This window comes from Candidatus Neomarinimicrobiota bacterium, assembly GCA_041862535.1.
Lineage (GTDB): Bacteria > Fidelibacterota > Marinisomatia > SCGC-AAA003-L08 > TS1B11.
Map to the genome: position 1 here is coordinate 1 of JBGVTM010000066.1, position 12,640 is coordinate 12,640.

At 51.3% G+C, this 12,640-nt stretch carries 9 protein-coding genes; 3 read left to right on the top strand and 6 right to left on the bottom strand.

Features of this window, described 5'->3' with window-relative positions:
- Positions 1-1,045: PorV/PorQ family protein (locus tag ACETWG_02860; protein ID MFB0515529.1), on the top strand; the 1,045-nt coding region annotated here is incomplete at its 5' end.
- Positions 1,046-1,116: 71 nt separating this feature from the next.
- Positions 1,117-2,346 carry an IPT/TIG domain-containing protein gene (locus ACETWG_02865; protein ID MFB0515530.1) on the top strand — a complete coding sequence of 410 codons (1,230 nt, stop codon included), beginning with the start codon at positions 1,117-1,119 and terminating at the stop codon, positions 2,344-2,346.
- Positions 2,347-2,602: 256 nt separating this feature from the next.
- Here the strand turns inward: ACETWG_02865 and ACETWG_02870 are convergent, their stop codons facing one another.
- The 6 genes from ACETWG_02870 to ACETWG_02895 all read right to left on the bottom strand — a co-directional run bounded on the left by ACETWG_02870 (position 2,603) and on the right by ACETWG_02895 (position 12,108).
- Complete coding sequence (locus ACETWG_02870) at positions 2,603-3,001, bottom strand: hypothetical protein (GenBank protein MFB0515531.1); 399 nt, start codon at positions 2,999-3,001, stop codon at positions 2,603-2,605.
- Between the two features lie 58 nt (positions 3,002-3,059).
- A complete protein-coding gene (locus ACETWG_02875; GenBank protein MFB0515532.1) occupies positions 3,060-4,091 on the bottom strand; it encodes a PorV/PorQ family protein in 1,032 nt (343 codons plus the stop codon).
- Positions 4,092-4,137: 46 nt separating this feature from the next.
- Positions 4,138-4,746: a hypothetical protein gene (locus tag ACETWG_02880; protein ID MFB0515533.1), complete on the bottom strand. Its 609-nt coding sequence runs from the start codon at positions 4,744-4,746 to the stop codon at positions 4,138-4,140.
- 53 nt (positions 4,747-4,799) lie between these two features.
- On the bottom strand, positions 4,800-6,965 hold the full coding sequence (locus tag ACETWG_02885) for a fibronectin (GenBank protein MFB0515534.1): 2,166 nt from the start codon (positions 6,963-6,965) through the stop codon (positions 4,800-4,802).
- Positions 6,966-6,991: 26 nt separating this feature from the next.
- Positions 6,992-10,201, bottom strand: a complete 3,210-nt coding sequence (locus ACETWG_02890; GenBank protein MFB0515535.1) for a carboxypeptidase-like regulatory domain-containing protein — start codon at positions 10,199-10,201, stop codon at positions 6,992-6,994.
- Positions 10,202-10,797: 596 nt separating this feature from the next.
- Positions 10,798-12,108 carry an exo-beta-N-acetylmuramidase NamZ domain-containing protein gene (locus tag ACETWG_02895; GenBank protein MFB0515536.1) on the bottom strand — a complete coding sequence of 437 codons (1,311 nt, stop codon included), beginning with the start codon at positions 12,106-12,108 and terminating at the stop codon, positions 10,798-10,800.
- Between the two features lie 276 nt (positions 12,109-12,384).
- Between ACETWG_02895 and ACETWG_02900 the strand changes: the two genes are divergently transcribed.
- Positions 12,385-12,640: transposase (locus ACETWG_02900; protein MFB0515537.1), on the top strand; the 256-nt coding region annotated here is incomplete at its 3' end.

The following is a 12,640-nucleotide window of genomic DNA, read 5'->3' on the forward strand; positions in this document are numbered from 1 at the left end:
TAGTGGCCAAGGACTGGAGTTTTCAGATAGTACTGGAGCGGTTATCGTGAGAAAAAACATCTTAAGCGTGGTATTTATTTGTATTGTGCTTGTTCCCGGCACAGCTATTTACCCCAAGGCGAAATTGGCCCAGACGGGTTTTCAGTTTCTGAGTGTGGGTGCGGACGCGCGGGCCTTGGCCATGGGCAGCGCCATGACCACCACGGAGTGGGGCTCGGGCGCGCTGTTCTTTAATCCCGCCGGGATGGCGCAGATGGACGCCTTCTTTGATCTGGCCGCAAGTCAGAATCAGTGGATCGCGGATATTACTCACAATGCCTTTTCCGTTGCCATCAGTCCCGCCCGGGGAGCATTAGGCGTTTTCGGAATCAGCCTCTTCGCCGTCAACTACGGTGAGGTCGAAGGTACCATGGTCTGGCAGAATGATCAGGGCTATATCGATACCGAGGTATTTACGCCTAACGCCCTGGCGATAGGTGTCGGCTATGCTCGAGCGATCTCGGATCGCTTCTCAGTTGGCGGACACGTCAAGCATGTGGGCCAGTTCCTGGCCGAGAATGTTATCCCGATTGGACTCGAAGAAGACTCACTTATTGTCAGCAAGAATATCGCCTTTGCTACGGCGGTTGATTTTGGGACCATTTTTAAGACCGGTTATAGAAGTGTGACCGTCGGTATGTCGGTGCGCAATTTTTCCAATGAAATCAAATACGAGCGGGAGGGTTTTCAACTCCCCTTGACATTCCGAATCGGAATTTCGGCGAACCTGTTCGATTTATTTCAGCTGCCAATGAGATCCCAGTCCTTACAGCTGCATATTGATGCCTCTCACCCGCGGGCAGTCTCGGAGCAGATGAATGTGGGAGCGGAGTATGCCTTCTTTAATACGCTGTTCTTGCGTAGTGGCTACCTGGTGAATTTCGATGAACGCGGTGCCACATTCGGGTTTGGGCTGCACCTGTTGGGCTTGTCGCTAGACTATGCCTATACCCCATTTGGGATATTGGATCAAGTACAGCAGTTCACGCTGCGGTTCTCGATGTAAAGCTGATCCGGGGAAGAAAAAGCCTGGAAAATTTACTCAGGGATTAATAAATGCTATCCAGTGAGGGTACTATGAGGTTATTAAGGCCGGGGAAGAGTTTTTACCCCTTGCTTATTATTGCTTTTAGCTTGCTTGGTCTTATTATCGTAGGATGTGAGTTTGAGGAGCCCACCAGCATCTGGGACCTCCCGGATGATCCTGATGCCACGACCACACCGGTGGTCACCAACGTTGAGCCGGCCGATTGGAACATGGCGGGTATCGGCGTAATGAGGATCATCGGCAGCAATTTTTCGGCTACGGCTGACTCGAACGTCGTTTTCTTTAATGACACCCGTGCGGAGATCGTGAGTGCCTCCAATGCCGTCATCACCATCAAGACGCCCTTGCTTGTTGGCGATTCCCTGAAAATTAAAGTTGCCAGGTTAGGGGCTTACTTGTTCAGTAGCCCGGTTTACTACCGGATTCTTCCCTCAGTGGTTAGCTATGGTACTCTCCTTGCCTCAGAATTACCTGCGGCGATTACAGTTGATAGTGATGAAAATGTATATGTGTCTTTACAGAGCAATATATTGCGGAAAATTGCCCCGGACGGTATCCTTGAAGACTACGATGCAACCTTTTTTCAGTCTGATGGGATGAAGGTTGGGCCCGGGGGTCTGGTATATGCCACCTGGAACCTGCGGAAGCGGGGCCGGGTATCGTATTTTGACACCACCGGTGTGCAGACCGATTGGGTAGCCTTCGGGAAAGAAGCCTATGATCTGGACTTCGATCAGGATAGCAGCCTGTGGGTGGCATTGGCTACTGATTTAGTGCGGGTCAAGCCCGATGGCAGTCAGTCCACCATGGATACGTACTCCTATGACTTGTCGAGCGTGCGGATTTATGATGGCTATGTGTACGTGATGGAGACCGATGCCAGCACGGGCGCGCAGAAGTTATGGCGCAGCGCCATCCAGGGCGATGGGAGCCTGGGTACAAAGCAGCTGGTGTTAGATTTCTCTTCAATTGACAAGTTTACGGGGGTGACGATCAACTGCTTCACTTTCTCCTCCAGCGGTGATATCTATTTTGCGACGGATGCTGCCACTTCGGCCCTTATTGTCTATTATGCCGCTGAGGACATCTTTGAGTATTTTTACCCGGGTCTCATCAAGCCGCCGATCACTTACTTCGGCTGGGGCACTGACTCCTATCTTTACGCTTCTAAACCCACAACTGGAGCACCGCAAATTCTAAAGATAGATGTGCGCTTGGAGCGGGTGAAGCAATACAGTGCGCCCTATTACGGGCGTTAATACTAATCGTTACGTTCTAGAGCGTCTGGGGCGCGGATACGGTCATCAATTTGACTGGCGGGTGCGCCGGCATTAATTCTACTCCTGATAGGGACACTCTCTAAGCCACCTTCCGGCATATAGTCATAATTCAGGCAGCAGCGCACGGTCGGGCGGGGATATCGAGGTAACGAGTTTTTCCTGCAAAGCCCATAGAAAAAATCCCCGCCTTCTTATCGAGGAGACAGGGATTTTTTCTATTGAAGTCGAGAATATCCTATCGCAGTCTCAGAGTGTAATTCTCCCAGACGGCAAACCTGAGGGCGCCCCGTACGGCGATGTGGATATCCATGGAATCTCCCTGGACTCTCGGCGCGAGCAACTTCAACAATGTGTCTGAGGCAGCGTCAATAGGCGCTTGGATTCCGGCGATGTAAAAGATATTCTCTTCGAGAATGGGGGAGAAATTTTCGCCTGAAATCCTAAGGGTGTCCTTTGCGATACGAGCACTGCCTACGGGAATTACGTGAGTAATAACAGGATCGGGCCGTGGCACTTCATCAGGATCAAACAAGCTGGGTGGATGTGCGGGGGGTTCGCAGGCTATAAACCATACAGCCATGATTGCCAGGATGATCAGAATCACCGTTAACTTGGGGATTTTATGGGTGGTCATTATGTACTCCCGTTTAAATCTTGGCTACTCTTTTTAAGGCTAACCTACCATCAATGGTTTAGATCAAGAATCGGAGTGAGAAGCATTGCACATTGCCCAAAACTCCAAAGGGGGTATAGGCATAATCCAGCGCGAAGCTGAGCAGGTTAAGACCCAATCCGAAGCTCAGGTCCTGCTCGTCCATATTAAGCATATACCCGCCGCGAATATGTAACATTTCCTTAAGGCTGTATTCCACTCCGAAATTTACGTGCTCAGGATGCGAACGGGGGTGAGCGGCATCTACCATCAACATCAGCGACTGATCCGCCGGGCGGTTGCCCCAGAAATTAAAAAGATCCAGGGAGGCACCAATCCGGAACGTCAGTGGTAGCTGGAAGCTCTCATAGACGTATTTGATCTCGTTGGAAAAATTCCGCACCGACATACCAAAAACCAAATCCTTGAAACCGGTTCGGTAAAGCGTTCCGAAGTCATACGCCACAGCATTGGAGACGGCCTTATTTAAGGCAAGCGAATCGGCTTCATCAACGGAGGTTACAGCCCAACCCAGATATTGGGTTGCGTATTTTACTTGTCCACCGACTGCAAACCTCTCTGACAGTCTGAGCCCATAGCCGACCCCCAGGGCTAGTGCACTGGGGGTGAAGATTTCCGTGTCGATGTAGCCTTTGTCATTGGGCCATACCATAGTCCCGAGGAACTCGCCGTAATCGACGTTGATCAGGCTGACTCCGAGAGCCCCATAGCGACCGTTCCAAGGGTTAATTGCAACTGCGAATGCGTTGTGAGTTATATCTGCGATCCAGTAATTCCGGCCCATCATTGCATCAAAGAAGACGTCCATATGGGCTATCCCGGCGGGATTATAGAACAGGGAGCTGGATCCCAGTGGCATGGTTGTCATGGCGTCGGCAAGGGCAGCGGCTTGTGCATTACTCCCAATACTTAGAAACTGATACCCCGTCTGCGCTATTTTTTGCTTTTTACCGGAAGTCAGCTCAATCTGAGAGTAAGCCGTCGTGGGTGCACCAGCAATAATGACCAGAATGGCAGTTGATAAATGAATTAAACGTTGGAATTTCAACATGCTGCTTACCTTTTTATTGTTGAAGTTATTTCAGGCAGCTAGTTCGCTAATAATTCTCGACGATGGCTGCTCGGGATGATGCCCTTTGTGTTGCTTCCATTTTAATGAACCTTGCCAAGTATGGCTCCTGCTCAAGCTCAAAGACATAACGGGTTTTTATGATCGGCTTTGCTGCCCATACTTGTGGTCGTACTTCCACCAGTTCAGTACAACTCGCCACAGTCTCTATATCAATCGCGTCTTTTGAAATGAATTCGACTATCGAACCATCTTTCATCAGGAACTCAATACCCCAGAAGTCAGTAAATACCAAGACCACTTCAAGCGGCCCATTGCTGTTGTCATAAAAGACATAGCTGGTATCATAATTCAACGAGTCCTTAAAAATAGGGTACGTGATCTTGAGCGATGTATTGGTGGTGAGAACATCGAAGGAATCCGTGACGGTGCCAATGTCGATATCCACCCATTCTGCTTGCAGATTGGTTACCCCTTTTGCCGCTATGGATACAAACAGCGTATCTTGGAGCAAATCGCACGCGTATTGGTCCACCTCTGAGATGGTACGCTCCTCATCGGTCTGATAATTCTCACAATTGAACAAGGCAACCAGTATGATTGAGAGAAATATGAAGGAAATATTCTTAAATATCATCAGTTCTTCCTTAGTTGCTTCTTTATTGAAGTAGTAGGAGCATTTTTTACAGCTCAACGGATGACGGTAAACTTTCTGATGATTGAGTCCCCTTTCCGATAGAGGATCTCGTCGGTAACGGGGTCGTGTTGGTCCTTTGTCACCTCGATGTAGGCGATATAGACTCCACTCACCACCACCTGCCTGGAATCGGTAATGGAATTCCAGGCCTCATCGCCGGTGCCATCGTCATGTTCGATCGTGGTGACCAGATCACCTCGTTCGGTGTAGATTCGGATGGTACACCACCCGGGAATATTGTAGAACATAAGTCGATCGACGGCGGTAAGACCGGGGAAGAAGATGTCTGATTGCGCCAATCCCCGCTGTCTGATATGCCAGGGATTGGGAACGATGCGAATATCTTCCAGGGCTTCGCCGGCGGGTCGTTTCAAATTTGCCGGTCGACTCGTTTGGGTGTAGAACCGGCTGCTTTCTAATTGCCCACCAGGATTAGCCGTCGAGTGGTTCAGGCTGCCATCCGAGAAGGAAGTGATGTAGTAATAATAATCGAAACCGCGGATCGGCGTTAGATCATTGAACTCGTATACGATCTCGGGATTAGCGGTGCCCACGCCGCAGGCGAAAATCTCGGTGTAGGTGGTGTCCCATCTGCCCACGCCGCGATAGATGCGATACCCACCGAAGTTAGAGGCTTCTTCAACACCCTCGGCCGGTTCCCAGGTGAGCAGGATCCGATCGCCGCCCGATGCCACATTGAAAACCTGCGGTGGTCTCGGGGGTTGGGGGATGTCGTAATCGAGGAGGAAAGCACGCCTGGCACGCCCGTAAGTGAGCAGCAGGGAATCCATACCGGTGTAAACCCAGGCATTCTTGTAATCGTTGGCTTCTGCAGAAAGACCAGTGAAGCTGGTCTCGCTGCCATCGGGCATGAGAAACGGTCCCCCTCCGTTCTTCCAGTTGGCACCGATGAGCTCACATTTCTGTCGGTCCAGGCCATTCACAGCCCAGACTTCTACATAGCGAATACTGTCACCGAATGGTATGTCGTATGGACCGTAGCCGAACGCCGCAGACGCACCACCGTAGTCCACCAGGCTCTGGGGATACTTGTCCCTATTCTCTTCCCACATCCTGGTGGTATCGCCGTAGGTCATTACACCGGCCGCAAAGTCGTAGGCCACCTTCATGATGGGGCCACTGATGCTTGTGGGTTGGGGGACGTTGTCGTTTCCGTTCCAACCTAGAGTGGAGGGGTGATGGGGGTCGTCCGACTTGTCCGATGCACTCTTGTCTGCGTGTAAAATGCAAATCCCTGCGTGCTGGGCGGAGCTCAAACGCCCATTGCCCTCAATATCGGGCCCACCGATGTTGTCGAAGTTGAGGAGATCCAGTTGCCCCAGCCAGGTCATGGTGCATCGCAGTGAATCGGCGGTGGGATCTCCGGCTACCCAATCGGGATATGTTTCACCCCGCTTGGTCTGCCACTGATCGGCTCCCCACCCATCCCGGCCGTGAAGTAAATACGACGCCTCACGACAAGTGGTCATGTGCATGCAACCACCAGAGCGGAAGGCCGTAATGGTCTGACCGGGCAATTCGATTTCATCATCGTCATCCGTATTACCATCGTTTTTATAGGTGAATTCAACAATAAAGTAGTCATCGTGGTACTGCTGGCTGAAGCCGATCATGCGGCGTGTCATGGTCACGCCCATGTCGGTTCGAACCACATTCGTGATGATCCGGTCCGGTTTGATCGTTGGATCTATTTCATCAATATCACCTTCATAGGGGGCATTGACGCTGAAACCGTCCACATACACCGCCGGCAATGGGAATCGGGCCGTCGCCTTGCACTCCATAGCCGCTGTACGCGTATAACCGTTCTGGTAGAATTGCAGCGCATAGTAAGGATAGAAAACACCTTCCGGGCTCGTCCAACTCTTTGCGGCTAAAAAGTGCCGCCGGATTACAAAGCAATCCTGCCGGTTATATTCGGCGGGCCATATCATACCCTCATAATACGTGCCGGTGGTAGCCCTCTCCCTGCCGTAAGCATCCAGATAGTGATGCAAACGACCCACCCGGATATATCGCCGTAGACCCACGGCGGGGCCTGTTTGTGCCTGTAACCAGCTTTCGGTTGTCAGGAGTACAATGCTAATACCTAACATGGTTAGCAAGTGGGAAGCTTTGGACCATTTGGTCAGACGCATCTGATATCTCCGATATTGTTTTATTCTTAGAAACTGACCTTGATTCCGACAGTAATCTGTCGGGGATTCAGGAAGGTGAAGTACGTGAAGTTGGGCATATCGATGTACGCTCTGTCTTCCAAGACCTGATCGAGATATTTCTTATCCACCAGGTCCCAACGTTCCTCTTTATATTGCCAGTAGGTATCGGGACCGTCATAGGAGCCGTTTTCATTGAGGTCGGTGAAGGTTTCATCGGTATCCCAGACATTATTTCCATTAGCGTCAACGTATTTCTCTCCAGATGTATTATAATAAATCACTCTGGAGATCGGTACCACTTTGGATAGATCCTCTACCGTTTCCATGGGGACGAAATCGACACCATGTTTACGGTAGGCCCCAGGCCGGTCATCACCGTGTTCGGCCCCTTCCTCAAACGGGAAGTGCAGGGAAGCCATATACTGGTCACGATCCTCACTCCCGGAGAAACCTGCATCACTGAAGGTCTTGAAGTTGAACAGGTTGCTGATATCCACAAACACTTGAACCTCTGACCAGAAGATCTGCATGGTCTTGGTGAAGCGCAGGTCCACATTATAATAATCCGTCCACTGGACATTATCCACGATGCCGGGCAATTGTTGTGGATTGTAGGTGAAATAGCTGCCGGCTCTCCAGTTAGCCAGGAAATTGGCGTTCCACCCGCCTATGGGATATAATCCCAGGAGCCGGGGACCGAAAGTTGTGGGAATATGGATATTCAGGTTCAGACGAAGATAAGGGCTCGGGTGGGGTTTCGATTGATAGGGATTCAGGGCAATGTCGTCTAGCTGTTCAGTGAGGTCCTGGTAGTAACTGCGATAGCCGAAAAATCCGTTGCTGCTGACCCTGTAGGTATAGTTGATGAATCCGGTAATCATTCGGCCAGCCCGTTTTTCAAGGGTCAACTCAAGTCCACGGATGTCCTCATAATTGTCAGTCAGGGCTCGGTAGACGTCGACGGCGCGGTTCTTGGTGAGATATCGCGACCAGCTGGGCTGCTCGGTCACATCTTTGTAGTAACCGGCGACCCTCAATAAGTACCTGTTGAGAATGTTCTGCTCGAAACCCAGCTCGTAGGCTACCGTTTTGGAGGGGGGCAGGTCAGGATCACCGATCTGATAAATGGCGCCACTTTGCTCTCGATTCAGGCGGAAACGATAACCGCTCTGAGCCTCTTGGCGAAAATGACCATAATTGAAGTATAGCTTTGAATTCACCGTAATGGGATAGGAGACACCCAGGCGGGGACTTAAATACCACAGGCCTTCGCTCTCTGTCTTCGTAGCCAGTTCATCGATTCTATCACCCTTCCCCCTGGTCAGTAGATCGTCATATGGCTCCAGGGCATACCACGTTCCATTGGCGTTCGAAAGGTCCAGGCGCAAGCCCAGATTAGCGATGAATTCCTTGATTTCAATTTTATCCTGCAGGTATGCGCCCACTCTGTACGGGAATCGTTCCCACTCAAGAAAGTAGGTCCAGGTGTCTTTCGTGCTCAAGTTCGCGGAGTTAATCCGCTGACTATTGTAGATAAATTGAAAGCCGGTTTTAAGTTGATGTGTGGGATTAATCTGACTAGTGAGATCACCTTTGAGGGCAAAGGTTGAGTTACGACTTCGATCCCAGGCGAACCCCATCCAGCCGCCCATGCGCATGCCGTCAGTGAACGAATCGAGAATCTCTCCGTAGTAGCCATAGGGCGCTTCATCGGCGTAATAATACCCGGGGACGATCTCATATTTCCGGGTGGTATCCCGATCGGCGGTACGGTCAGCATAATATTGATTGAACATATATTGTACCGAAACGTCGTAGTACGTCCGGTTACTCAGGATGTGGGAGAAATAGGTGCCGAAGATGGTCCGATAAATCGCCATCGGGTTATAGTAGCCAGGCATATAAACCATATCATTGGGAGAATCGCCGAGTACGTCTGAGGCAAGGCCATATACGCTCCGGAAGTACTCACCCTCAGGCGGCGTCGTCCACTGAGCGGGTGATACCGAATGGATTTCACCATATAGTCCCGAGATGGTCAGCTTCATGCTCTGCCCAATGTCAGAGGTCAGCTTCAATTGGGTTATATCCTCGTTATAGCTGTCTAGGGAAAGCGGGTAGAGGAATGCCTCTTGCTCTGAGCGAGCGGAGAGAAAGAATCTCAGGTTACCCAACTTCGGGCTGATGATGGGGATGGGGCCCCCGAAGCCTAGATCGATCGTGTAGTCCGGAATTTCGATATCTCCCTGGCGACGCTTCTCCCATTTCCATAGCCGTTGAAGCGCGGTTGGGGATAGATCATTATTCAGATCCTGGTCGACGATCAGTGCTTCCGCCGCGGCGTTCCAGCCTTTGAATTGGCGGTATTGTCTCTGTTCATATTTATCCCAGGCGCCGCTTGTGGTGCCGGTCCAGCATACATCATCGTCGAGAAAGGGGCGGGTGGCGTAGGTATTGGGGGAAAAAATGGAGGGTCCAAAATGCTTGGGCGCGGGTGGATTATAGCGCAGGGTAGCTGTGCCCGAGTAACGATTACGATCACCTTCCTGTGTAATCACATTAATCACGCCTGACCGCACATTGCCGTATTCGGCATTGAATCCGCCGGTCTGGATCTGGATTTCCTTCACAGAACTCAGGGTGATGGCGGTGTACGGTAGATTGCGCCGCTCATCGATCAGGGCAAGACCATCGATCAGGAAGAGGCTCTGATAAGCGTCACTACCCCGGATTCGCAAACCCGACTCAATACCGGCCTGTAATTCGATTACCTCGGGTACACTGACCACCGGCATCTGTATAATGGTCGTGGCATCGATATTGGCCTGGCTGGCTGATACGTCGGGGGCTACCACCGGTCTCTGAGCCTCGACGATCACCCGGCCAAGACCCAAGACAGTGGAACGCAGTTCGAGGTCCTGGGTAGTAGTCAGATCGATGGTAACTCGAATATTTGTGATCTCCGTCCGCTCATAGCCTATCATGGACGCGATGAGGGTGTACGTACCCGGGGGGACGTTCAAAATGACGTAATAGCCATCCGCATCCGATGCGGCTCCCAGGGTGGTACCTTCAAGGTAGACGTTGACACCTGATAGGGCCTCACCGGTTTCTGCATCCGTAGTCGTGCCAGCAATTTTGCCGGTCAAACCGCCAAACGCAAACTCTATGGATATCAAAAGGAAAAGGCCAGTTCGGAATAGACTTGATTTCATGAGGCCTCCTATGCCATATATATTTTGAATTGGATTAAAAACCAAAAAGTTGGGGGGAAACATGGCACATTTTTTATAATTTGCAAGCTAAGCATTCTTTATTTTGATATCAAAGATATTCTCTATCAAAGATATTCTTTATGACATTCTTATGTGGTTATGTGGGGTCATGAGCATATCCTTTTGCTCCTGGCCACTTGATTGGTTTATCAGTTAATAAGCCAATACAATGGCGACCACGGAAGATTATGTGCCGCATAAGATAACTTGATATTAACTAACTTTAAAATATTGTTCTCGTGAAAAATCAATGGGCTGTGATAGCATCTCCGGAGTTTCGGGTAGGGGCCTTTCTTCAGAGCGGAAGTATGCTCGTCTTCTGGCGGATTTTCCGGAACGGTGGTGACCCTCTCCTCTGCCGAGTATTTCCTGCGAATCCCTCGCATGATCTCACGGGCCACGGACTCGGACTTCTTCGCACTAATTCAAAGACTTCATGCAACCAGGTTCAACTGAGCGCAAGTGTCTCTCAGTAGTTAGCCCAAATCTGTCTCCTTTGTTCTGAAACGCTGCATGTCAATCTGATAGGGCCGACCTCACTTCCCGTAGATCAGATACTTCTCGCGCTGCTTCTCGAATTGATCCCGGTCGTGCGCATAGGTGGAAGCATGGGCGCGGATGTCGCGGCCGTCTTCGATGTAGCGGCGCAACGCATCCGAACCCCACAAGCGATCGAAATGCCTCTGGTGTTGCCACTTGAACTGCTGAGGGTAATGCTCCCGGATGGTGTGAATCATCACTACACCGGTCTGGATAGGCTGAAAGATCTCCCGGTCGGTGATTGTCAGCCGCACCCCGCCGCAGGCCTGATCCTGAAACTTGGGATAGGCGGCTCCCTCGATAGATCGTGGAGTATAAACGATATCCTCGAATACAACGCCCGGCAGATGATAATCGTTCAGCATGCCCGCCAACCCTTCCTCGATCCAGGGCGCTCCGCAGATAAGGAAGGGCTCGTAGGTTCCTCTCCCCTCTGATACATTTGTCCCCTCGAACAGGCAAGTGCCCAGGTATGCCAGGGCCGTCTCCGGATTCGGCATGTTGGGGGATGATTTAACCCACTCCAGCCCGGTCTCGTCCCACCACATATCACGTTCCCAATTCAGCACCGGTACTACGGTCAAGTCGGCGTGCAGGCCATCACTCAGCCACCCCTCCTCGTTGATCATGATCGCCAGCTCCCCCAGCGTCATACCATGGCGGATGGTTACCGGGTGCCTACCCACGAAGGAGGCATACGCCGTGTCCAGGTTGGGACCATCGACGATGTCACCTCGTATGGGATTGGGTCGATCCAGCACCCAGATGGGAATACTGTCCTGGGCGCAGGCCTCCATCACCAGGGTCATGGTGCTGGGGCCGGTATAGTAGCGCGCTCCTGAATGCTGCGTATAGATGAGAACGATATCGACCCCGGCCAGCTGCTCCGGGGTGGGCTTCAGTGTCGCACCGTAAAGGCTGTACACCTTCACTCCCGTGCTCGTGTCCTCCGTATCGGCCACCTTCTCCCCGGCGGAGGCTTTGCCCATTAAACCATGCTCTGGGGCGAAAATGGCCTTCAGCTCAACCCCTTCCGCCTGGGCGATGAGATCCAGGATATGGTCCCCCTTCCGGTCGACACCGGATTGATTGGTGAGAACCGCCACCGATTTGCCTTGCAGCGGTGCAAATGCGTCATTCTCCAGGACATCCAGGGCAAATACTGTCGTGGTAAACTGCTGCGTGGGATTGGCCGGCTCGTAGACCTGAGAATAGCGCCAGGTGGCTCTCGAAGTGCTATCACAAGAAGTGAGCGCTATCAGGAGTAGAACAGACAAGCCTGCTGGGGTTATTATCCTCAATTGCATAGCTTATAACTCTCCTTTCTGGTTAATGATAGAGACTAAGGCTGGCAATTGAAGTTACTTCACAATTTAGTCCTGAGCATTTCATATGTTGCTTTCCGCCGTGCGACGAATAAGGTATGCAGGTAATAGTACTCTTCCCACTGACCTTACCACTAAAAATTACACCATTTGCAGTTAAAGTTCTCCAAAGTAAGGACATTCTCTCCGGATTTTGTTCCAGTTGAAGTGTGAGTAATTCGGTAAAATCGGCAACCTTGAAAAAAGGAGGCTTCTACCGTGAGACAGGGTCGCTACGCCCCGGTGCAGATTGCCCTTGCATCGAGGCAGGTTGAACCGGGAACAACGGTGAAGGAAGTGATCCCGAAAATGGGGATCTGTGAGCAGACTTTTCATCGCTGGAAGAAAAGGTCCGGTGGTTTGGACAGCAGCGAAGTGCGACGCTTGCAAGTGCTGGAAGAGAAGAACCGTCGCCTGAAGCAGCTGGTGGCCAATCCGAGCCTGGACAAGCACATGCTCCAGGAGGTGCTGGCAA